The organism is Lentibacillus amyloliquefaciens, from assembly GCF_001307805.1.
In the GTDB taxonomy this organism is placed as follows: domain Bacteria; phylum Bacillota; class Bacilli; order Bacillales; family Amphibacillaceae; genus Lentibacillus; species Lentibacillus amyloliquefaciens.
The window spans coordinates 1,095,776-1,119,527 of sequence record NZ_CP013862.1; the positions used below are offsets into that span (position 1 = coordinate 1,095,776).

The following is a 23,752-nucleotide window of genomic DNA, read 5'->3' on the forward strand; positions in this document are numbered from 1 at the left end:
CTTTCTTTAATGAGGTGCACTTATAGTTTATGGATGGTTTTCAAATATACAGCTGGTAGTTAATGGGAAAAAATTTGTAGTATAAGTTAATTTTTCAGGCTTTCAACATATAATGGAATAATAATACACTTTGAAGGGGAATGAGTGCATGTCAACCATCATCAAACAGCTGATCAATAAAAAATTAAAACAGCTTTCACCCGATGAACTGTTGCGATACGCGCATCAGTATGGTTTTTCAATTGATAAAAATCAAGCTAAAGAAATAACGGCATATCTGCGTCAAAATCCGATTAACCCATTTGAGCCTGAAGAACGTATGAAAATGTTCAAGGAGCTTGCACGCATCACTGATGAAAGAACAGCTGATAAAGCACAAAAATTATTTGTGGAAATCATTAAATCTTATGGCATGGAAGGGTTGTTTAAATAAAAGCTCTTTTCGTAAATTTTGTTGCTTTTTAATCTTCGTAGTTGATGTAAAATTCGACGTAGTGACAGGATTGATTTCCGCTGCGGGCAGTCGCGCACCTTAGGGCAACGCTTCAGCTTCCTCGGAAGCAAAAACCGCTTCCTGCTCAGGTCTAGCTGCTTGCTTTCCCGCAAGAGTCGACTGCCCTCCACTCCAATCAACATTCACAAAAGAAGTTTAGTTAAGATCCAAAATAATGAGATTATAAAGCGCAAAACCAGCGTAGGAAATACACGACGACTCCTGCGGGACGGGAGGTATCGGTGAGACCCCGCAGTGCGCCAGCAATGTTTTCTGCGAGGAGCGTATGCTTCACAGAAATAGCTTGCAACGCGACGAGCACGAGGAGGCTCACCAGCCGCCCTAAGGTGCGCGGCGTGTATTTCCGAAGCGGTAGACGACGCACCAACTTATACATAAAAGTTACTTCGCAGTTTATGGATTTTGTGTCAAAAACAACGGCCCTTTAGAAACAGCTAAATAATAAAAACTGAGAACAACAATGCTGCCATAGCTTTATTGTTCTCAGTCTAATGATTACTGATTCATTATTTTTTCTTTTAAATCCTTCTCAAATTCGCCTTCTTTGATCATGTCAATTTCAAATTTATATGGCGGTTTTTTATTTTTCTTATCTTCCCCTACAAACGGTGTTTCCAAAATTTTTGGCAGTTCCTTCAATTGAGGATGATTAATGACATAGTGAAGTGCTTCAAAGCCAATATGTCCGAATCCGATGTTTTCGTGCCGGTCCTTATGTGCTCCCCGCTCATTTTTGCTGTCATTGACATGTACAACTTTCAGCCTGTCCAGACCAATTATCTTATCGAATTCATTCAAAACGCCATCGAAATCATTAACAACATCATATCCGCCATCATGGATATGACACGTATCAAGACAAACAGACAGCTTTTCATTGTGTGTTACGCCGTCGAATATCTTCGCAAGTTCATCAAATGTGCGGCCAATTTCCGATCCCTTGCCTGCCATGGTTTCAAGTGCTATCTGCACATTCTGGTTTTTATCGAGCACTTCATTTAACCCTTCAATAATTTTCGCAATCCCCTTATCCGCACCTGCACCGACGTGTGACCCCGGATGAAGAACAATTTGTTTAGCTCCGAGTGCAGCAGTCCGGTCGATTTCATTTCTTAAAAAGTCGACCCCTAATTCAAATGTTTCAGGTTTTGATGTGTTGCCGATATTAATGATATATGGTGCATGAACGATCAACTCCAGAATGCCGTGCTCTTCCATATGCTCTCTTCCAGCTTCAATGTTCAGTTCATTAATCGGTTTTCTCCTTGTATTCTGTGGTGCTCCCGTATAAATCATAAATACGTTGCCACCATACGAAACGGCTTGTTCGCTGGAACCCTGAAGCATTTTCTTCCCGCTCATTGATACATGTGATCCAATTTTTAACATATCCTCACCCCCAAAATTATTTTCGATGCTTTTTTGACTTGGACGTCATTTGTTTTTTGATTTTTTCCTGCTCATTTTTCATTTTCTTCTTATAGCCCGGCTTTACTTTTTTTGGTTTCTTAACCTTTTTCCAAGCTTCAGAATTCGTACTGCTGTCTGTTTTTCGGCGCTTGGTTCGTTCATTCCAGGCTTTGGCTTCTTTCCATTCCCCATTCTTTAAATCACGGAATGCAAACGTCAGCCCTTTTTGTTTTAATTTTTCCAACAGCCGGTAATCCGCCTCATCATATAAACTGATGACTGTGCCTTCCATTCCGGCCCGTGCAGTCCGGCCGGCCCGATGCACATAGAAGTCTTCCTCTTTAGGGAACTGTGCATTTATGACATGGCTGACGCCTTTAATGTCGATGCCCCGTGAAGCAAGGTCTGTTGCAACAATATATTGAAACTTAAGATTTTGGATGTCTTTAAGTGTTCGTTTTCGTTCTCTTGGTGAAATCCCGCCATGAATAATCCCAACATTAAGACCTTTCTGCAGTAATGAATCCGCTAAACTGTCCGCTGCATCCTTCCCATTTGCAAAAATGATGCTTATATAAGGGTGGATAGTTTTCGAAATGTCGATAATTATATCTGACGCTTCACGATGGCGAATCGGAACTATGACATGCTCCAGTTGCTCGGGTGCTAATTGATCATTAATTTTCACATGGAGCGGGTTTTTAAGATATTTACTGTAAAATTGCTCCAGTTGCTGCGGAATAGTGGCCGAAAAAGCAAGGATTTGAATGTTTTCATCTGCCCGCAATAGCAATTGGTCAACTTCCCGAATGAAACCTAAGTCCAGCATCAGATCAGCTTCGTCAATCACAAACGAAGAAGCGCTATAAATTGAAATTGCATCTTCCTTTACCATGTCCAGTATTCGTCCTGGTGTTCCAACAATAATATGCGGAGGTTTTTTTAATTTATCCATCATTTTTTGCTTATCGGTTCCTCCGACTAGCAGCTTCGCAATCCAGGTTCCTTGCATTCCTGCATAGTCAATAACTTTTCTGACCTCATCATATATTTGCCTTGCAAGCTCCCGTGTAGGTGCCGTGATAACCAATTTGACTTCCCGTTTATTTGTATCAAGCTGATTGAAAAGCGGCAGTAAATAGGCGTGCGTTTTTCCTGAACCAGTGTGCGACTGTCCAATCACGCTGGTTCCTTTCAAGATAGACGGGATGACTTTTTGTTGAATCGGTGTCGGGGTTTGAAAATTTAATTGTTCGATAACAGTTTTTATCTCAGGCTGAAAAGAAAACTGATTAAATTGATGACTCATAAGATTAATCTCCTTTTAACGCGCCTTTTAATAAAGTCCTTTCACTTAACATTAAATAAATTGAAATGGATCTGTGTTTGTTTGTGAAACTAAAATGTTAAGGTCTTCTGCAAAATAATTATCCAAAAATGATTTCGTATAGGATATCATTACTTTTTCAGCATAGTGGCCTGGGTCGATGACCGATAGTCCCATCTCACGGGCATCCTGGGCTGTATGAAACGTCATGTCACCGGTTATATAAACATCAGCCCCCATGTGTTTGGCTTTATTAATATATTTTTCGCCGCTGCCGCCTAATACAGCCACAGTCTTAACTTTTCGGTCCAAATCACCAGTCACTCTGATATTCTGAACATTAAGCTCTTTTTTTACGCGCTCGCATAATGTTTTTAATGCCAGTTCTTCGTCTAAAGTGCCGATTCGTCCGACACCATAAACTTCACCGCTGTTTTCAACCGGATAAACATCATAGGCTGCCTCTTCATACGGGTGGGCATCTATCATAGCATCAATAACAGGGGTCATTTTTGCTGCAGGGATAATTGTCTCAATTTTGACCTCGTCGACAAATTCCAGTTCTCCTTGATTTCCGATATAAGGGTCAGACCCCTCAAGTGGTTTAAATGTTCCCTGGCCTTGTGACTGAAAAGTACAATGGCTGTAATCCCCAATATGACCGGCTCCATTCCGGCTCATGGCATCACGCACCTCGTCAGCATGTGTCCGTGGAACGAATACAGCTATTTTCACCAATCTTTCGGTATAGTTTTTGTCGAGAACATCCGCGTTTTGAATGCCGAGCAAATGACACATGATATCATTCATGCCGCCATTTGCCGCATCAAAATTAGTATGTGCTGCATAAACTGAAATGTCATGTTGTATCAATTTTTGAATGATACGTCCCTTTGCTGTATCCATGTTGATTTGTTTTATGGATTTAAAGAATAGCGGATGATGGACGATAATCAGATCGACATTATTCTCGATAGCCTCATTCACTGTCGCTTCCAGTACATCCAATGAAATCAATATGTTTTTCACGGGTTTTTGAAAGGAACCGATCTGCAAACCGACATTATCCCAGTCATAAGCCAAATATTTTGGTGCCCAGGTTTCCATAGCTTTAAAAACATCTGCATTATGCGTAACTGCTGCCATCGTGCAAAACCTCCTCTATCCATATCAATTCTTTTTTGAATACATCAAGTTTATCATAATCGGGTGTTGCCGCCCGTTTCATCTGTTCAATAACCCGCTGCCGTTTTTTATATTCATGGTTCCATTTGACATAAAACAGATTAGATTTTTGATTTAAAAGACTTGGACCGAATAATAATTGCCTATCCGTCAGACTTTGAGGGCCATCATTTTTATCAGCAACTATTATTTCATAAATATGACCACTTTCTTCAACCATTGTCTCATTTGAAATCGAATAGCCATAAGCACTGAACCAGGAACGGACACTGCGCTCATCAACATTTGGCTGAGCAATTATCCGCTGCACACTTCCTAAACGAGATTTCCCTTCATCTAATATCGTCTTTATCAGTGAACCGCCCATACCCGCAATGACTGCCAGGTTCACCTCACCATCATCTAAAATTTGAAGCCCATTTCCCAGTCTGACTTCAATCCTGTTTTGCAAGTCAAAGGTTTGTACCGCTTTTTGAGCACTTTGAAAAGGTCCTTCATTCACCTCCCCGGCTATCGCATATGCATGCCGATCGTTTTGACAGACATAACAAGGAAGGTAAGCATGATCTGAACCGATATCAGCGAACCTGCTTCCTTCCATGATGAATGATGCGACTTTTTGCAGTCGTCTGGAAAGTTTAACTGTATTATTCATGGCACTCTCCTTATGAATCCAAACCCTATAAGAGCATAAAAGAGCAAGCCTGCTGCAAGTCCAGTAAGCTTACTCTTTTGGCATTAACATTAAAATTTACTACCTATTACTGCTGCTCGGAAAGCCATTGTGCTACAGCTTCAGCATCTTCACCCTGAACCAGACCCGGAGGCATTCCGGCATCAGGGAAGCCATCTGCAATAATTTGCTTGATTTCATCTTTGGAATATTTGCCTCCGACAGTGTCCAGAGCAGGTCCTGCACCGCCTGATAAGTCTTGTCCATGGCAGCTTGCACAGTTATTCTGGTAGACTTCTTCACCGTTTGCAGCTGTTTCTCCGCCACCGGAGCCGTCACCGCCGCCGGAACCATCGCCAGAGCCGCCTTCCTGCTGTTCACTTTGCTCCCCGCCACTTTCTTCTTCCTGTATAGCTTCTTGCTGGTTAAGACCAACAAATGATATGACGATAACTAACAGGATGCCTATACCGGCTATTAAAGCGTATGGTATGACTGCATTTCTACTCATCGTTGTTCCTCCTTATGTATAATCCTTTGTAAAATAAAGATGCATAACTATTTATAGTTTACTCCAAAAACAGTCTTATTTAAAGAAAAACATTTATGACATTTTAAAAAAGAATCATATCGAAATCAACGCTGTAAAACATTTTATGTAGGACAGCCATTGCACACTGAAACAGTGCTCAATGACTGAAATGCGTTATTCGAGAAAATCTTTCAAACGCTTGCTTCGGCTTGGATGCCGCAGTTTACGCAATGCTTTAGCTTCAATTTGGCGAATTCTTTCCCGCGTTACGCCAAATACTTTACCAACTTCCTCGAGCGTCCTTGTTCTGCCATCATCAAGACCAAAACGGAGACGCAGCACATTCTCTTCCCGGTCGGTAAGCGTGTCCAGAACATCCTCCAATTGCTCTTTCAGTAATTCATATGATGCATGATCTGAGGGTGACACAGCTTCCTGATCTTCAATGAAATCACCTAAATGCGAATCATCTTCTTCACCTATTGGCGTTTCAAGTGAAACAGGCTCCTGAGCAATTTTTAGAATTTCACGAACCTTATCCGGTGAAAGTTCCATCTCTTTCCCGATTTCTTCAGGTGTCGGTTCCCTGCCAAGATCCTGCAAGAGCTGCCGCTGAACACGAATAAGTTTATTGATTGTTTCAACCATATGGACAGGTATCCTGATTGTACGAGCCTGGTCTGCAATTGCCCGTGTAATCGCTTGACGGATCCACCATGTAGCATACGTACTGAACTTAAACCCTTTTCGATAGTCAAACTTCTCAACAGCCTTAATCAGACCCATATTGCCTTCCTGAATTAAGTCAAGGAACAACATGCCACGACCAACATAACGTTTGGCAATGCTGACAACAAGCCGCAAGTTCGCTTCTGACAGTCGTCTTTTAGCTTCTTCGTCACCATTCTCAATGCGCGTTGCCAAGTCGATCTCTTCTGCCGCTGATAATAAATCAACTCTTCCTATCTCCTTCAAATACATTCGAACAGGATCATTTATTTTAATACCAAGCGGAACACTAAGATCATTTAAATCAAATTCTTCCTCTTTAGCAATTTCCTGCATCTTCGGATCCTCTTCAGAATCACCTATTATTTCGACACCTTGCTCTGTCAGGTACTCATAAAATTCATCCATCTGTTCGGATTCAATTGCAAAAGCGGACAGACGGTCAGCAATTTCTTCATAAGCCAATACACCGCGTTTTTTACCCATCTCAAGCAATTGATTTTTTGCTTGCTCCAGGGTCATTTCACTGTTATTGTTTTCTTTTGTTTGTGAAGGCTTATTTTCAGCCATGAGTCCCCCTCCTTTCCAACTGCAGTCATTTTATCTTCTTCCATTGCTTTTGGAGTTCGATGATTTGCATTGCTATCTCAGCAGCTTTTATTGGGTCATTCTGCTGTTCAGCAATTCTCTGCTCCTCTTTTAATGTTTGGACATCCTGCTTGTTGCTGTTTTCAACAAGAATTGTTTTAATATAGTCGTTGATTTCATCATGCGTTATATTATCATATACTGGTATCATTGCAATTTCAGTCACCAGCTGCTTAAGCCTGTCGTCTTCCAGCATTTCAACAAACATGCTCACATCTGGTTCTTCGTGATCTTCATAATAGGCATATAAATACGTCGCAATGATTTTATGATCATCCACGTTAAAGGACGCGCCTATTTCCTCCTGAACTTTATCAATAACGGACGCATCTTGCAACATATATGCAATCAGCTGTCGCTCAGCATTTTGAAAAGCTGGCAGCAATTTTTTCGTATAGTTATCATTTGGTGCCCTATTAGTATATCTGTTCTTATTTATCTTATCCTTGCCAATTCCCATTCTTTGGCGGTAACCCGCAATTTCCTGTTTTAATGAATCCATTGACACATTATAAGCATCATTGATCTCTTGTAAATAGTATTCCCGTTCAACAGAACTATCAACCGTCGCGAGGTATTCCAAAACCTTTTCAATATATTGTATACGGTCTCCTTCGAGTGTCAGATTATAGTTTTTCTTCAGATACCGCATATAGAAATTGGTGAAAGTCAAACTTGATTTAATAACTTCCTGCTGAAATTGTTCAGCTCCAAATTCTGTTATAAAATCATCCGGATCCATGTTCTCGCGGAGATTGGCTATCTTAACCTGACACCCGGTCTTTTTCAGCAGTTCCGCAGCTTTATAAGCAGCTTCATTGCCTGCTGCATCAGCATCATAGCAAATAATGACGGTATCAACATAACGTCTGAGAAGCCTTGCCTGTGAGTCTGTAAGTGACGTGCCCAAGGTAGCAACAGCGTTCTTTACACCAGCCTGATATGCAGATATAACATCCATATAACCTTCAAATAATACAGCTTCACTTTGCTTGCGGATATGCTTTTTGGCTAAATCAAAATTATAAAGAAGCTTTCCTTTTTGAAAAAGCTCACTTTCAGGGCTGTTTAAATATTTAGGTTCCTGATCTGAAATTGTTCTGCCTCCGAAAGCAACTGTTTTACCAAGGTGATTGCGGATTGGAAAGATAACCCGGCTGCGGAATCTGTCTGCAGCAATATTGTTCTCAGTCAACGATAAGAGACCAGCTTTGACAAGAATCTGTTGGTGAAATCCTTTTTTCTTAAGAAACTCAGCTGTGAAATCTTTGACGTTCGGTGCAAAACCGAGCTGAAACGCATCAATGGTATCATCTTCTATTCCGCGATCCTTGAAGTACCGATAGCCCTCATTGCCATCTTTTGTATAACGCAATAAATGGTGGTAAAGCTTAGCGATCCATTCGGAAGCGGACAGAATACTTTGACTTTCCATGGAAATGGATGATTTTTGCTCATCAGACACCTCAGGCAGTTCAATACCGCTTTTGTCTGAAAGAAGCCTTAAAGCCTCGTAGAAAGTGTACCCTTCCATTTCCATTATAAAAGTTATGACATTCCCGCCTTTTCCACATCCAAAACAATGGAAAATTTGTTTTTCCTGCGTAACAGAAAATGAGGGAGTCTGTTCACCATGAAACGGACAAAGCCCAAAGAAATTGCGGCCTTGTTTTTTCAATTGGATATAGTCACCAATGACATCAACAATGTCGTTAGAACGGCGAATTTCTTCTATATTCTCTTCAGATACCTGTTTAGGCATTTTTACCACCATGCTTATATTATTCGATATTTAGAAAAAAAACCCTTCATATTTCGACAATCTTTTTGGTTAAGTCGAAAAAAATACCTCCCATTGGCAAGAATTAAAACTGACTATCCGAAAAAACGTGTCTTTTCGGATCTTGGAACAACCATTAGAAGGACGTTATACTGTATTATTGTACCTCTTGAAGCACTTATATAAACGTACTTTGCGGGCAGATGCTTACATACCTTTTATTCTACATTGATAATGATTATTCCTCCCCGGAAAACGATGTTTTACTTTTCTGAATTGTGATCAGCAGAAAAATAAGTTAACAATCCATTTTTTACACAAGATATAAGTATAATACATGAGCCTAAAATATGCAATTAAAAATAAAACAGAAATCAAAGACAGTTTTCTAAAAGGTTGTTGTTTTTGACATAAAATCCATCTAATGCGAACCAATGATAATTCTTTAGCGAGCTTTCATTCTAATTACAAGGAAAGCTTCAAACAGCTTCACATTGTACACAGAAAATGCTTATCCATTTTCAAGGGGCTCGCATATCCCAGCTGCAAGTTACTAGCCCATAATAAAAAATCTTGCTAATACTTCAAGTTAGTATATTGAACAATGCCTAGCGCAGAAAATACACTCCAGACTCCTGCGGGACGGGAGGCATAGGTGAGACTCCTTAGTGCTTAGCCCGAGGAGGCTCACCAGCCGCCCTAAGGTGCGCGGCGTGTATTTCCGGAGCGGTATTACAGCACTCAGAGATTTTTTTCACTGTGTGTCGCAGTTTATATCGACTACGAGGGTTAACGAGCATCAAAATTTACGAATACAGCCAAAGAAAAACACCCCCCGCAGTTAGGGCAGGATGTTTTCTTATTGTTAAGCTTTATTTTTTATCTTTCGCATGATTGTATTCGCTGTCTCTTCTACCGCTTTATATGACACATCGACAACATCACACCCAATTTTTTCAACCACTTTATCAAAATATTCCAATTCCTGATGAATGCGTTCCAGATTGGCATAAGAAGCCTGATCTCCCAGTCCCAAAGCTTTAAGGCGTTCTTTTCTGATGTCATTCAGTTTTTCAGAATTGATTTTCAGCCCAATACATTTAGCAGGGTCCACTTCATACAATTCTTCGGGAGGGTCCACTTCCGGCACAATTGGAACGTTGGCAACTTTCAATCGTTTGTGGGCCAAATATTGGGATAATGGTGTCTTGGAAGTGCGGGAAACTCCGATTAAAATTATATCTGCACGGGCAATGCCTCGCGGGTCCCTGCCATCATCATATTTAACCGCAAATTCTATCGCTTCAACCCGCTTGAAATAATCTTCGTCGAGCTGATGAACAAGTCCCGGTTCTAAACGGGGACTTCTGCTGAAAGCGCGCTTCATCGCATTCATCATCGGCCCCATAATATCAATGGCTTCCATGCCTGATTCACTTGCCTGGTCATTGATGTATTCCCGCAATTCTGGGTCCACAAGGGTAAAGCCTACAATCCCCTGTTTTTCTCTGGCAAGCTGCATTATTTCATCAATCGTATTTTTGTCTTCAACATATGGAACCCGCTGAATTTGATATTCACCATCATTAAATTGGCTTAAACCTGCTTTTATCACTAATTCAGCCGTTTCTCCCACCGAGTCGGAGAGAACGTAAACAAGCTTTTTATCTGCCATAGACAATGCTCCTCCCTTAGAAATGCTCCTCCATAATAAGTTCCACAAATATCTTCGTGATTGTCGTTTTCGTAATCCGGCCGACAATTTCCGTTCCTTTATCTGTATCTTTGACAACCGGAAGACCATCAATTTGGTTATCAATCAGTTTCTTGGCAGCTTCGACTATCAGATCATCACGATAACAGACGGTGATATTAGGCATCCGGGTCATAATAATATGTACCGGAATAGCATCTAAATCCTGATTGCCGATACTTGCCCGTAATAAATCTTTTCTGGATAAAACACCAGTTATGCATGAATCATCATTGACGACAAACAAGGTGCCCACATCTTCCAGGAACATGGTTGAAATCGCATCATAGACAGATGCCCCTTCTTTTACAACAACGGGAACTGATTGATATTCATAAACTTTGAATTTTTTAATCGTTTCAGTAAAAAGCTCTGCACCTGTTTTTCCTGTATAAAAATACCCAACGCGGGGTCTCGCTTCGAGAAAGCCTGCCATTGTAAGGATGGCTAAATCAGGACGAAGCGTTGCCCGTGTCAGGTTTAAACGATCTGCAATATTTTCGCCGGTAATCGGACCGTTCTCTTTTACAATTGTAATAATTTGTTCCTGTCTATTCGATAATTCCACTTTTCCACCACCTGCGAACTAAATGTGTCATACCACTCTCTAATATTATACACGCTTTAAAGTGAAAAAGGAAATAATGATATCCTTAGACTTCTTTAATGATTAATGACAGTCTATCCTTAAAAATGCTGCTTCCATTCAATTGCTGATAGGTCTGCATAATCATAAATTAACGTCGCAATGCTGTTAAGCAGAGCTAGGCGATTTTTTTGAATTCGCTCATCATCGGTCATAACCATATTGTGATCAAAGAAAGCATGTATAGGCTGTGCAAGACGGCCTAATTGATTGAGCGTCTCTCTTGCTTGCTGTTTCTGGTTGGTGCTTGTGTAAGCATTTTTTACTTTCAGGTAAGTATCATATAGCTTTTGTTCAGATTCTGTTTCAAATACAGCTTCGGTTATGGTTGTTTCATCGGTCTTAGCAGCCAGATTCAATACTCGGACGAGTGCTTCCTGAACCGGTTTAAAATCCGGGTTATTCCGTTCATTGGATAATGTTTCAGCCTTCAAAGCCATATAAGGAATAACACCAATCTCATTATATAACACAGCTTGTATAACATCTTGTTCAATGGATGTTTCTTTCAGAAGATATGTGATACGATGTCTGAAAAACTGTGCTGTTTCTTCTCTTGCTTGATCTTCTTCAGTTTCACTGAACCCTGCATATTGCTGTTCGGCCAATTGAAGCAATGACTCAACGCTTATATTCCAATTGTAAGCTTTAAGTATCCTTAAGACACCGGTTGCCTGCCTTCTCAGCCCATATGGATCCTGGGAGCCGGTTGGGATTAGACCGGCTGAAATACAGCCGACAATCGTATCCAGCTTATCGGCCACACTTACGATAGCCCCTTCAACTGTTCCGGGAATATTCCCATCTGCCTGAACGGGCATATAGTGTTCAGATACAGCCCGTGCAGATGCCTTGGTCTCACCCGCATTCAAGGCATATGTCTCACCGATAATCCCTTGCAGGTTTGTAAATTCATTCACCATATTTGTCGGGAGATCAAATTTGCAAATTTCAGCTGCTCTTACTGTGTTTGTCCGTGTTCCTTCATCCAATTCCAATGCACCGGATAACTGTTTTGCAATAGCGGTGATCCGGTTTACTTTATCAGCAATCGTGCCAAGTTTTTCCTGAAACACAATCCGCTCCAACTTTTCCAAATAAAATTCAATGGATTGTTTCTGGTCTTCTTCATAAAAAAACTGTGCATCCGACAACCTTGCCCGAAGAACTTTTTCATTTCCTTTGATAACCGTTTGAAGGGCATGATTATCACCATTCCGGACCCCTACAAAATATGGGAGAAGCTCTTTATTCTTTGACTTGACAGGGAAATAACGCTGATGTTCCTTCATTGACGTTATCAACACATCAGCCGGCAGTTTCAGGTAGGAAGGATTGAATGACCCGACAAACACAGTCGGATATTCCACCAGATTAGCCACTTCCTGCAGCAATCTATCATCTTCCGGGATATGGAAATCATTTTCTGCTGCCGTTTTGTTCATTCCCTCAATAATCATTTGCTTGCGCTTTTGCGGATCAACGATAACAGCCTGTTTTTCTAAAGTCTCTTCATAATCAGCAGGTTCTCGTAACCTCACGGCTTCTCCCAGGAAGCGGTGGCCAAAAGTTCGGTTATTCGTACTGACACCTGCAACCTCGAATGGAATAATTTCTTGTCCAAATAGTGCGGTTAGCCACCGTATTGGGCGCGCATAGCGCAATGTTTGTTCCGCCCAGCGCATGTTTTTCGGAAATTGAATGGATGTGATGATTTGGCTGAACTCGGGCAGCAATTCTTTCGTCGGCTTGCCGATAATCTGTTTTGTGACAAAAATATACGAAGTCCCTTTGATGTCCTTGGTATAGATATCATCAACTGTTTTACCCTGTCCTTTCGTAAAGCCGATTGCTGCTTTTGTCCAATTGCCGTCTTCATCCTGAGCGATTTTTAATGCAGGACCTTTAACCGCTTCTTCAAGTGATGTCTGTTCCTCAGCAGCCGCTTTTACCAGAACCGCCAATCTGCGGGGAGTTGAGTAAGAAACGATGGATTCATAAGAAATACGTGATTCATTAAACCATTCCCGTGTTCTGTCCAGAAACTGTTTTTCGGCATTATCCACAAATCGGGCCGGAAGCTCTTCAAGTCCTATTTCAACCAGTACGTCTTTTGCCATTATTGTGCCTCCTCTTTTTTCAGCATTGGAAAGCCTAAACGCTCACGTTCTGCGACATAAGCTTTTGAAATGCTTCTGGCCAAATTGCGGATCCGTGAAATATAGCCTGTTCGTTCTGTTACGGATATGACACCTTTTGCATCCAGTAAATTAAATGTGTGCGAGCATTTCAATACATAATCATATGCCGGAAAGACTAATCCTTTTTCCATGGTCAGTCTCGCTTCATTTTCATACATCATAAATAACTGAAAGAGCATATCTGTATCAGATTCTTCAAATGTATATTTAGAGTGTTCATATTCCGGCTGAAAAAAGATATCGTTAATGGTGACGCCGTTTGTCCATTCCAAGTCAAACACATTTTCCTTATCCTGAATATAAGATGCCAGACGTTCAATCCCATAGGTCAGCTCAACCGATACGGGACTTGCCTCAAGTCCACCAATTTGCTGAAAATAGGTGAACTGGGTGATTTCCATTCCATCCAGCCAGACTTCCCAGCCAAGCCCCGCAGCACCAAGGGTAGGGTTTTCCCAATTATCTTCAACAAACCGTATATCGTGCTCCAAAGGATTAATTCCAAGTACCTTGAGCGAATCCAAATACAATTCTTGAATGTTATCCGGAGATGGCTTCATGATGACTTGAAACTGATGGTGCTGATACAACCGATTCGGATTCTGCCCGTATCTTCCGTCTGCAGGCCTTCTTGAGGGCTCCACGTAAGCGACATTCCATGGCTCGGGACCAAGGCTTCTGAGCAGTGTCATCGGCGACATTGTCCCTGCTCCTTTTTCCACATCATACGCCTGCATCAAAATGCAATTCTGATCTGACCAATGTTTTTGCAGTGCTAAAATCATTTCTTGAATTGTCATCATTTCAACCTCCATATCATTTGGATATAAAAAACCGCCCCTACACCGGACTCTTGCCGGTATAGGGACGGTTGTCAATCCGCGGTTCCACCCTACTTGCTCTTTTTGTTACAGAGCCGCTTTATTATGATTGCTCCGGAGTGCCATTCCTTATCTTCTGTTATCCGGCTTCCACCATTCCGGACTCGCTTACAACACGAATCAACAAGTACTCTTCTCCATCAGTGCAATGTTGGCATTTGTTAAATATGTATTAAAATAGTACGACATCACAGTTCTGTTGTCAAGAAAAGCAGACCTAATTCAGTTTATCCATCTGCTTCAAGAATCGTTTGGATTTCAAATAATAACCGCCATAATGATCATAGTACGCATCCATAATATCACGCAGTAGTTTTTTATTTTCTTCCTTTACCGAAATGGTTCCTACCCGTTCGAGTTCAACCTCAGAAAAAACATAAAATAATCGCGCCAGTTTGTCAGAAAGTGCAATTGATTGAGAGTCAATATGCCGGCATTTGGCACAAAGGAGGCCGCCTTCTGCAATTGAAAAGGCAAAAGGCATCTCCCTGCCGCCACAGTTCACACACCTGTCAACAGCAGGGGCAAATCCGCCTTTTTTAAATAGTTTTAATTCATACATCATAATTGGAATATCAGAATCTTCATATTCAGCTATCCAATTCATCGTCCTGTACAGCTGATTAAATAAATAACCATCAGGTGAATGGGAATCGGTCAGCTTATCTGTCAGTTCAGCAATATAAGCTGCATAAGCTGTTTTCATAATATCTTCACGCACACGCCGGAAAGAATTGATCACATCGCCTTGCTGAACTGTGCTCAATCCTGACTTCAAATAAACGAAAAAGTCCCCATATATAAATGGCTGCGTAACAGCAGCCATTCTGCTTTTCGGTTTTTTTGCACCTCTGGCAATTGCAGATATTTTGCCTGCTTGTCCGGTGAATATCGTAACAATCTTGTGTGTTTCTCCATAGTCTTGGGTTTTCATGACAATGCCTTGCAGTTTCTCAAGCAATTAGTATCACCTTCTCACGAAAAGGCATTTCTAGAATTTTGTATTGAGCGACGTGTTCTTATTTATCTGATTCTGGTTATCATTAACTTCAGCTGCTTTATTTTTTTCCAGCTCTTTTAATAACAAATAGGTTTCAATGTTTCCTGTCTGACTAAAAACCTTCCAAGTAAAGTCGATCACAAGAAACCCCGCCTTTCTTTGCATGATTGTAATGTAACCTTCATTATTAGATTTTCCATAAGGCACTGAATGAATGAGTATTAAAATTTACCAAGTATTAATACTCATCACTGCGGAAACCAAATTCATGCAGTTGGGATTCTTTATTGCGCCAATTTTTAAGGACTTTAACCCAGAGCTCCAGATAAACCTTTGAACCAAGCAGTGTTTCTATATCTTTGCGGGCATTCTTTCCAATATTTTTCAGCATCGAACCCTGCTTCCCGATTATAATGCCTTTTTGCGTTTTTCGCTCGGTTACAATTGTTGCCTGGATAAAGACCTTTTCGTTCTCTCTTTCCTCTATATTTTCAATTACTGTAGCGATTGAATGAGGAACTTCTTCCCGTGTGCATTCCAGCACCTTTTCCCGTATTAATTCACTGATTATAAATCGTTCCGGATGATCAGTCACATGATCCTCAGGATAATACTGCGGTCCTTCCGGAATGTGGCGTTTAATTTCATCAAGCAGAAGTCCCGTATTTCCCTGGAGTGCCGAAATAGGAATAACTTCTTCAAAATCATATTTTGCCCTGTAAAGATCAATTAAAGGCAATAGCTCATCCGGATGAACCAGGTCGATCTTATTGATGAGCAAAAACACAGGCCGGTTGACTTTTTGAAGCAAATCCAGTATGTACTGATCTCCCTTCCCGTAACCTTCCTTAGCATCGACCATAAACAATATGGCATCGACTTCGTTTAGTGTGTCCTCAGCTACTTTCACCATGAAGTCACCTAATCGATGCTTAGGTTTGTGGATCCCCGGTGTATCAATAAATACGATCTGAGCATCGTCTGTTGTCAGAACACCCTGAATCCGATTACGGGTTGTTTGTGCTTTATCACTCATAATCGCAATTTTTTGCCCAATCATTTGGTTCATGAAAGTTGACTTGCCGACATTCGGCCTGCCAATAATCGCAATAAATCCTGATTTGAATGTATCTGCCATGCTGTTTCCTCCGATGTGAATTCTAGTTATATTTTTTATCTTACTATAAAATTAGGTTTGTTTCATGCAAATGGACAAAACCTTTGAAAAGAACCTTTATTTCAGCAAAAAATGACATTAATACTGAAAAACCTATCATTTGAAGGTTTAAGAGCCCACGAACAAGCGATATAATTCCGGAATAAAAATAAGAAGTCCAACTGTTGCAGAAACGATTGAAGCAATTAAAACAGCGCCTGCAGCCATGTCTTTAATGACTTTGGCACGCGGGTGTATGTCCGGTTTTACATAGTCCACCATTTTCTCAATGACAGTATTAAGGATTTCAGCTACTAGTACCAGTCCGATCGCCAGCACAATGAATATCCACTTAAATGCCGATAAACGCAAAATAATACCGGCAACAATCACAAACAAAGAAGCTATCATGTGAAACCTGAAATTCTGTTCGGTCCTTATAATCTTGCCGATTCCATTTAACGCATGGGAAAATCCAAACTTCGATTTTCCTTGCTTATCGCTCAAGCCCAAATTCTCCCAATATCACATTTTGTCGTCCAAACATTTCGACCTCATCCTGTTCATTCATATGATCATAGCCGAGCAAGTGAAGAAACCCGTGAACTGTTAAGAACCCAAGCTCCCGTTCCAGCGAGTGGCCATACTCTTCTGCTTGTTCTTTTGCTTTATCGACAGAGATGACAATATCACCAAGAAGAAGCGGGTGGTCTTCGCCGATGATTTCCGGCTCCTCCCCCACTTTTTCCTGCATTGCAAACGAAATAACATCAGTTGGTCTGTCCTGCTGACGATAATTTCGGTTGATTTCTTTAATTTCCTGATTGCTTACAAATGTAACGGATACCTCTGCTTCACTGGTTATAGCTTCCTTTTTCCCGGCAAAAATAAGCAGACGCTGCACTAAATCAATGTCATCCACCGGCACGGAATTGGTCTGATCATGAAAATCAATATGCATTATTTAGCCTCCTTGATTGGATATTGAATTCTTGAATGAAACATACCTTTTAATGTTTCACAAATCGTCTGATGTACTTTATCCAAATCTTTCAATGTAAGCGGACATTCATTTAGCTGACCATCCATCAGGCGTTCTTTCACAATCGATGCTACAAGCTCATCGATTTTCTTCTCAGTAGGTTCCTTTAAAGAGCGGACAGCCGCTTCCACAGCATCACAAATACATATAACCGCTGCTTCTTTCGTTTGCGGTTTCAGCCCGGGATATCTGAAGTCTTCTTCCTTTGTATGTTTATTTTTATCCTGCTCCTTAAAATAGAAATATTTCAACAGAGATGAGCCATGATGCTGCCCTGCAATATCAATAATCGGCTGGGGAAACTTATGATCTTTTAAAATGTCTGCGCCATCATACGGATGGCTGATGATGATGTCAGCACTTTCTCTTGGCTGTATTGTATCATGCGGGTTGTTATCAGTCATTTGATTTTCTATAAAATATTGAGGCCTTACTGTCTTTCCAATATCGTGATAATAAGCTCCAACCCTTGCTAGCAAACCATTGGCACCAATTGATTCACATGCTGTTTCACTGAGGTTTGCCACCATAATTGAATGATGATAAGTTCCGGGGGCTTCCGTTAATATTTTACGCAGAAGCGGATGATTCGGTTTTGCAAGTGCCAGCAATTTGTAATCGGATAATATGCCGAGCCCGGTTTCAAAGAATGGCAGCAGGCCGAATGTCAAAACTGTTGATAAAAATGCAGCTATGACACCATACCCTGATTGCATGAATATATCAGATAAGGAATATTTTTCAATTGAAAGGAATAAAAATGTAAGTATAGCAAGCACGTTCATGACACTCATGCCAATTCCTGCTTTTAAAACTGCCAGCCGGTCTGTGGCACGGCCAAGAAAAATAACAGCTGCCATTTGAGAAAAGAAGAAGTATATACCCGCTTCCACATTGAGTGAACCAGGAATTTGCCCATTATATAAAATGGAACCAAGTATAGCAATTAGCATCGACTGGACAATCGCCAGCCGTTCGGTAAGCAGCAATTTCACCAGTAAAGCTCCTGTGGCAACCGGAACGGCAAAATATAACTGATTCACCGAAGTTGCATACAGACTACCGGCTTTCATAAATAGAAGGCTGATCAGAATGATAAAAAAGATGGCACCGAGTTTACTTCTGTCTATGTCTTTGTCTTTATTTTTTTCAAATATACCGATCTCGTAAACCATGATAAGCATGACAAGGAAAATAATCAGTGCCAGACCAATGACCGGAAACTTATTTTGCCGGCTGTCCAAAGCCCCGACAAGCGCCAACTCATCATAGATTTCATTTGAGATGGTCTGGCCTTGTCTCACAATCACTTCACCGGCCCGTATGACAACAGGATCTACATTACTTGCCGCTTTTTTACGAGCCTCACTTGTTTTTTCAGCATCAAAAAAGGAATTCTCGGCAACAACAAAGTGACTTAATTCAGTCAAAGACGATTTCATCTCAGCATCAAATGAAGAAAATTGAATGGTTTGCTCCACTTCAGATATGGCTTCTTGAATATTTTCAGTGCGAACGCCATCCTCCATAACCTCTGTTACAGAATTGATCAGCAGTTCCTTGCCTTCTTCAAGTGTTTCAATTTCTGTATGGAGCAGTTCATACAACACGCCATCATTGACTGATTCCGTAATTTCCGGCCTTAGCAACTGTTTTAACTGAGCCAGCTGCTCCTCGGATGTTAATGGTTCAGTTGTATCTTCATCGAGTGTTCTTGATACATCATTGGGCCTTTGGGACTGTTTCATTGTGACAACAGCATCAAAAACTTCCTCAATATACGCTGTTTGTTCATCGGTAATGTCATTTGAAACGTTGAAACGATCTTCCACCGATTGAACAACCTCGCGTATTTTCCGTTCTGTTTCTTCCTCATTTTCAATCGTTACCGGTGAACGGATTGTTTCGGGAGCAATTGAAAACCGCTCAATTTCATATGTTTCAGGCTGAACATTGCCGATTGCCGTAATAAAAAAGGCAGCACCCAGAAGACTGACAGTTAATAAAACCATCACCTTATTTGCCCAAACATTTTTACTGAGTCGTATCATATTACGAAGCCATTTCATGAACCCACCCCCACAGCCACAGCCGGTTTATATAGAAATAAGACCCGCTATTCCTGGGGTCTTACATTAGCTGAATCCATTACTTTGCTTTTTCGTAGGCATCAATAATTTTTTGGACTAAAGGATGACGTACGACATCTGCTGCACCTAAATGAATAAAAGAAATACCATTTATGGACGCTAAAATCTGTCTGGCTGCCTGCAGACCTGATTGTACACCCTTTGGTAAATCAATTTGGGTTATATCACCATTAATAACCATCTTTGATCCGAAACCGAGGCGTGTCAAAAACATTTTTATTTGTTCGGGTGTCGTATTCTGAGCTTCATCCAAAATAACGAATGCATCATCGAGCGTTCTTCCCCGCATATAAGCCAATGGTGCAATTTCAATTGTATCACGTTCAATCAGACGCATTGTATGCTCACTGCCGAAAACATCATGAAGTGCATCGTATAATGGACGTAGATAGGGATCCACTTTTTCTTTAAGGTCCCCCGGCAAAAATCCTAAACTTTCACCGGCTTCCACTGCGGGCCGTGTCAAAATAATCCGTTTCACTTCGCCGCTTTTCAGTGCGTGGACTGCCATGACCACCGCCAGATACGTTTTGCCCGTCCCGGCCGGGCCAATCCCAAAAACAAGATCATTTGCTTTAATCGCATCTATATAATATTTCTGTCCCAGTGTCTGCACACGAATCGATTTGCCTTTTGCGTTTTTGGTTATTTCATCTTCAAAAAGGGTTTCAAATTGAGCGAGTTCCCCCTTTTTTGCCAGCTCGACCGCATAAACAACATCCCGTTCGGTAAGATCCAGCCCTTTCCTTATAATGGACAATAATGTCATAAGGATTTTTTCAGCCAGGGCGATAGTCTCGTTATCCCCTGAAACACTTACTTGTTCGCCTCTTGTGACAATTGAAACCTGAAGCAACTCTTCAATCTGCTTTAAGTATTTATCATTCGTACCAAATAAAGCCAGAGCTTCGTTTGGACTTGTAAGCTGTAACTCGATTGTTTTCAAGTTATTCGGCATAATCAATCTCCTTGGTCCAGTGGTTCATGTTTGACTATATCCTCTTCAACAGCGATATATAAGATTAATTTAACTTTACCATTCTCTGTGGTTTCTTGCAAAATATTTTCGGAAGTTATGTCGGCTTCCGGGCCGAGCCTTAGCTGAAGTTCACGCTTAGCTTGTTCGATGCCGATTTCAACAGCCTCCTGTCTCGTTCGATTTGTTTCATAATATGTCTTTTCACTGAGAATTGTCTCCTTTAACGTTAGAGGAAGCTTCCATTTTAAAAAGTATAAGTCCTTCTCGTGACGTTCCCGGTGAATATCATTATAATCCGGACTGCCAAACCCCCATATCGGAATTTCTATACTGCTGATTTTAAGATGATAATTTGTTTCAGACTCACCGGTTAATTGTTCATAATTAGCTTTCAAGGGTACGCTGACTTCAGTTTCATACCATGTTTTTGCAATGACCTCACCTTCTGCAGTGACCAACTCATATGAATCATTTTTGCTCTCGTCATCGTCATCTGTTTCTTCTTCATCAGAAAACTGAAGTCTGCCTGAGACAAGAACATCCCCCTGGTTCACATAGTCATTTACATTAACTTGCGGAAGTCCTTTAGAGACATACATATTTTGGATAACACCTTTTTTGGCCGCTGTAAGATTTCTGGGACCATCCACTTCTTCTTCCTCGACAATCGACTTTTCGACGCCTTCCAGTATATAGCTTGTCCCTTTTTGCTGCACACCGACCCATAATAATTCTGGTATATCGCTAATTAAATTTTGCTGGATTTCACTTGGCGAATCAATTGATAATGACCATGCCCCCTGATGTATGCCGTATTCTGTCAGTTGATCTGAGATTTTCTCTTCAATTTCTTTTGGCACGCCTGTTACCTTTACTTCCCATATAATGTTTGACAGGAAAAAAACAAGCAGCACACTTAGTACAAGACCAATCAGAAATTCTTTTTTTCGGGTGAATTTCTTCATCAGAAACGGATAACCATGTTTATTCGTAAAAGAAAGCTTGTAATGTGTCCCTCGTTTGAGACGTCTTAAGCTGGCAACATCCTGCAATTTAATATTACCTGAACAGATCATTTCAGATTTTTTTTCGATATTCCAGATAATGATATTCTGTTCAATGCACTTCTGGAAAAATAGCTCCGGTTTCACCCCTTTAACCTGAACGGTAACATATCCCGTAATCGACGTTCCTTGTGTATGTTTCATTTTTTCCCCCCTTAACATGACATTTAATCCGGTATGAATTTGACCTCTTTTATATGTCCTTCCAGCAATATTTCCTCAGGCAGCATCATCTTCAGCACAAAGGAAGATCCTAAGATTTGTATATAGCCTTTGTTGGATTTAAGTTTCAGCTCTTTATCGGAGTACACACTTAATCCCTGATGATTCTCAATATAAACATGAAGCTGGCCAATCATGGTAACTCTTGGTAATTCCATCATGACATCAGAAGGAAGTGAAAAACATTTCGATAGCCATGGTGCGATTCGCAGTTGCCACTTTTTCACTTACACAGCCCCCTCTCACCATATCTTTATGAATTTAAAGACCGGATAAGAACAAAAAAGAACCAACACCAGGCAGTCTTCCCACTCACCTGATATTGGTTCTTAATTTTATTATTATTATTTTTTGCGTTCGGCGATAATGCTCCGATATGGTTTAACAGCTCGCGGCTGTCCTAGAACTTCTGACATAATAACACCGTTAATCATACCGGTCCGGGTCAGGTTATTTCTCATCTGCTTTTTTGCCCTTTTTCTTTCCAGAGAAAGGTCATTACCCGAATCTCTTGTGTTATGCCGCAAAATCGCATCATGTCCCCGCTTTTCCGCTTGTTCCTTTCCAGCTGTATTCATTCGTTCAGCCAATTGTTTCCGTTGTTCTTGCTGCTGTTCTTCGATTGTGGCTGGAACTTCTGCCGATTGCGGCAATTCTTCCTGTTGTGTCCACTCTCCAGTGTTTCCGCCGGTGGACGGTGACGGCCCTGGCTGATTATTTCGCCGGGGCGGCACTTTTGTATCGGAATCCTTATTGTCTTTGAAAAACCCGGAAAGTGAGGCAATGATAGCCAGAATAATGAAGATTATCTCCATTGTAACCCTCCTACTTGTTTACGAAATGAGGCGTTATTGGTTATTTTGGTCATCACCATTATCCTCATTGTCCTGAGTCAGCTTCCCGATTGTACCACGCATATCAGTGTCAGCATCAATATTCTTGTAGTTCATGTAATCCATGACACCCAAGTTACCGGAACGCAGTGCTTCTGCCAGCGCAAGCGGAACGTCAGCTTCTGCTTCAACCACTTTTGCACGCATTTCTTCAACACGGGCAACCATTTCTTGTTCCTGAGCGACTGCCATAGCGCGTCTTTCTTCCGCTTTAGCTTGTGCAATATTTTTATCAGCTTCTGCTTGATCCGTTTGCAGAATAGCACCAATATTTTTGCCGATATCCACATCAGCAATATCAATCGAAAGAATTTCAAACGCTGTGCCTGAATCCAAACCTTTTCCTAAGACGTTGTGGGAAATGGAATCAGGATTTTCCAAAACTTTCGTGTGAGCTTCTGAACTACCAATTGTACTGACAACGCCTTCACCGACACGAGCTATTACTGTCTCTTCTCCGGCTCCCCCGACAAGACGGTCGATATTTGCACGAACAGTAATCCGCGCTTTAGCCTTCACTTCAATACCATCCATTGCAATACCGGCGATGAAAGGTGTTTCGATTACTTTTGGATTAACACTCATTCCAACAGCATCCAATACATCACGGCCGGCAAGGTCGATGGCAGCCGTTCGTTCAAATGACAGCTCAATATTAGCACGGTGGGCGGCGATCAGCGCGTTGACCACTCTATCAACATTTCCTCCTGCAAGGTAATGGCTTTCCAGCTGATTCGTTGTAACGCTCAAACCTGCTTTGTGTGCTTTGATCAGCGGATTAATAACTCTTGCTGGTACAACCCGGCGCAAACGCATCCCGACAAGTGTGAAAATGCCAACTTTAACGCCCGCTGCCAAGGCACTAATCCACAGCATTACTGGAATAAATGTAAATAATACTGCCAGAACAATTATAATGACTGCGATAATGATTATCGGCATCAACTGTTCCAAAGTCATATGAATT

23 protein-coding genes and 1 other annotated feature are annotated in these 23,752 nt (G+C 41.2%); of the genes, 1 reads left to right on the forward strand and 22 read right to left on the reverse strand.

Translation table 11 applies throughout. The features are described from left to right. Window positions 1-148 precede the first annotated feature (148 nt). On the forward strand, window positions 149-433 hold the full coding sequence (locus AOX59_RS05495; protein ID WP_068442959.1) for a DUF2624 domain-containing protein: 285 nt from the start codon (window positions 149-151) through the stop codon (window positions 431-433). Window positions 434-1,009: 576 nt separating this feature from the next. Here AOX59_RS05495 and AOX59_RS05500 read toward each other — a convergent pair. The 22 genes from AOX59_RS05500 to floA all read right to left on the reverse strand — a co-directional run bounded on the left by AOX59_RS05500 (window position 1,010) and on the right by floA (window position 23,745). Then, window positions 1,010-1,903: a deoxyribonuclease IV gene (locus tag AOX59_RS05500; RefSeq protein WP_068442962.1), complete on the reverse strand. Its 894-nt coding sequence runs from the start codon at window positions 1,901-1,903 to the stop codon at window positions 1,010-1,012. 16 nt (window positions 1,904-1,919) lie between these two features. Beyond that, on the reverse strand, window positions 1,920-3,233 hold the full coding sequence (locus AOX59_RS05505) for a DEAD/DEAH box helicase (RefSeq protein ID WP_068442964.1): 1,314 nt from the start codon (window positions 3,231-3,233) through the stop codon (window positions 1,920-1,922). Between the two features lie 51 nt (window positions 3,234-3,284). Then, window positions 3,285-4,397, reverse strand: a complete 1,113-nt coding sequence (locus AOX59_RS05510) for a Nif3-like dinuclear metal center hexameric protein (RefSeq protein ID WP_068442967.1) — start codon at window positions 4,395-4,397, stop codon at window positions 3,285-3,287. Beyond that, a complete protein-coding gene (locus AOX59_RS05515; RefSeq protein WP_068442970.1) occupies window positions 4,378-5,091 on the reverse strand; it encodes a tRNA (adenine(22)-N(1))-methyltransferase in 714 nt (237 codons plus the stop codon). The genes AOX59_RS05510 and AOX59_RS05515 overlap by 20 nt, the downstream gene beginning before the upstream one ends. Window positions 5,092-5,197: 106 nt before the next feature. Then, on the reverse strand, window positions 5,198-5,620 hold the full coding sequence (locus AOX59_RS05520; RefSeq protein WP_082684134.1) for a c-type cytochrome: 423 nt from the start codon (window positions 5,618-5,620) through the stop codon (window positions 5,198-5,200). Window positions 5,621-5,815: 195 nt separating this feature from the next. Then, the gene (gene rpoD / locus AOX59_RS05525; protein ID WP_068442973.1) at window positions 5,816-6,940 is read right to left on the reverse strand and encodes an RNA polymerase sigma factor RpoD; all 1,125 of its coding nucleotides are present in this window, start codon (window positions 6,938-6,940) and stop codon (window positions 5,816-5,818) included. Between the two features lie 25 nt (window positions 6,941-6,965). After that, window positions 6,966-8,780 (reverse strand): DNA primase, encoded by a 1,815-nt coding sequence (gene dnaG / locus AOX59_RS05530; protein ID WP_068442976.1) that lies wholly within the window; start codon window positions 8,778-8,780, stop codon window positions 6,966-6,968. A gap of 883 nt (window positions 8,781-9,663) precedes the next feature. Beyond that, the gene (locus AOX59_RS05535) at window positions 9,664-10,473 is read right to left on the reverse strand and encodes a pyruvate, water dikinase regulatory protein (RefSeq protein WP_068442980.1); all 810 of its coding nucleotides are present in this window, start codon (window positions 10,471-10,473) and stop codon (window positions 9,664-9,666) included. Window positions 10,474-10,489: 16 nt separating this feature from the next. Continuing rightward, window positions 10,490-11,119 (reverse strand): transcriptional regulator CcpN, encoded by a 630-nt coding sequence (locus AOX59_RS05540; protein WP_068442983.1) that lies wholly within the window; start codon window positions 11,117-11,119, stop codon window positions 10,490-10,492. A 119-nt stretch (window positions 11,120-11,238) separates the two neighbouring features. Beyond that, a complete protein-coding gene (gene glyS / locus AOX59_RS05545; protein WP_068442987.1) occupies window positions 11,239-13,317 on the reverse strand; it encodes a glycine--tRNA ligase subunit beta in 2,079 nt (692 codons plus the stop codon). Further along, window positions 13,317-14,198, reverse strand: coding sequence for a glycine--tRNA ligase subunit alpha (glyQ, locus tag AOX59_RS05550; RefSeq protein ID WP_068442989.1), 882 nt, complete (start codon window positions 14,196-14,198; stop codon window positions 13,317-13,319). Before glyQ ends, glyS begins: the two co-directional genes overlap by 1 nt. 60 nt (window positions 14,199-14,258) lie before the next feature. Beyond that, window positions 14,259-14,432, reverse strand: a binding site (T-box leader). Between the two features lie 64 nt (window positions 14,433-14,496). Next, complete coding sequence (gene recO, locus AOX59_RS05555; RefSeq protein WP_068442992.1) at window positions 14,497-15,240, reverse strand: DNA repair protein RecO; 744 nt, start codon at window positions 15,238-15,240, stop codon at window positions 14,497-14,499. Window positions 15,241-15,270: 30 nt separating this feature from the next. Next, window positions 15,271-15,420 carry a YqzL family protein gene (locus AOX59_RS19135; protein ID WP_082684135.1) on the reverse strand — a complete coding sequence of 50 codons (150 nt, stop codon included), beginning with the start codon at window positions 15,418-15,420 and terminating at the stop codon, window positions 15,271-15,273. 97 nt (window positions 15,421-15,517) lie between these two features. Continuing rightward, entirely contained in the window at window positions 15,518-16,417 is a 900-nt protein-coding gene (gene era, locus AOX59_RS05560; RefSeq protein WP_068442995.1) for a GTPase Era, read from the reverse strand. Window positions 16,418-16,564: 147 nt separating this feature from the next. Beyond that, window positions 16,565-16,942: a diacylglycerol kinase family protein gene (locus tag AOX59_RS05565; protein ID WP_068442999.1), complete on the reverse strand. Its 378-nt coding sequence runs from the start codon at window positions 16,940-16,942 to the stop codon at window positions 16,565-16,567. Then, window positions 16,932-17,396, reverse strand: a complete 465-nt coding sequence (gene ybeY / locus AOX59_RS05570) for an rRNA maturation RNase YbeY (RefSeq protein WP_068443003.1) — start codon at window positions 17,394-17,396, stop codon at window positions 16,932-16,934. The genes AOX59_RS05565 and ybeY overlap by 11 nt, the downstream gene beginning before the upstream one ends. Next, window positions 17,396-19,546: an HD family phosphohydrolase gene (locus AOX59_RS05575; protein ID WP_068443006.1), complete on the reverse strand. Its 2,151-nt coding sequence runs from the start codon at window positions 19,544-19,546 to the stop codon at window positions 17,396-17,398. The genes ybeY and AOX59_RS05575 overlap by 1 nt, the downstream gene beginning before the upstream one ends. 79 nt (window positions 19,547-19,625) lie before the next feature. After that, window positions 19,626-20,585 (reverse strand): PhoH family protein, encoded by a 960-nt coding sequence (locus AOX59_RS05580; protein ID WP_068443008.1) that lies wholly within the window; start codon window positions 20,583-20,585, stop codon window positions 19,626-19,628. Window positions 20,586-20,587: 2 nt separating this feature from the next. Beyond that, window positions 20,588-21,814, reverse strand: a complete 1,227-nt coding sequence (gene yqfD / locus AOX59_RS05585; protein WP_068443010.1) for a sporulation protein YqfD — start codon at window positions 21,812-21,814, stop codon at window positions 20,588-20,590. A 23-nt stretch (window positions 21,815-21,837) separates the two neighbouring features. Beyond that, complete coding sequence (gene yqfC, locus AOX59_RS05590; protein ID WP_068443012.1) at window positions 21,838-22,119, reverse strand: sporulation protein YqfC; 282 nt, start codon at window positions 22,117-22,119, stop codon at window positions 21,838-21,840. A gap of 117 nt (window positions 22,120-22,236) precedes the next feature. Continuing rightward, window positions 22,237-22,707, reverse strand: coding sequence for a hypothetical protein (locus AOX59_RS05595; RefSeq protein WP_068443015.1), 471 nt, complete (start codon window positions 22,705-22,707; stop codon window positions 22,237-22,239). 33 nt (window positions 22,708-22,740) lie between these two features. Beyond that, the gene (gene floA / locus AOX59_RS05600; protein ID WP_068443017.1) at window positions 22,741-23,745 is read right to left on the reverse strand and encodes a flotillin-like protein FloA; all 1,005 of its coding nucleotides are present in this window, start codon (window positions 23,743-23,745) and stop codon (window positions 22,741-22,743) included. Window positions 23,746-23,752: the final 7 nt, after the last annotated feature.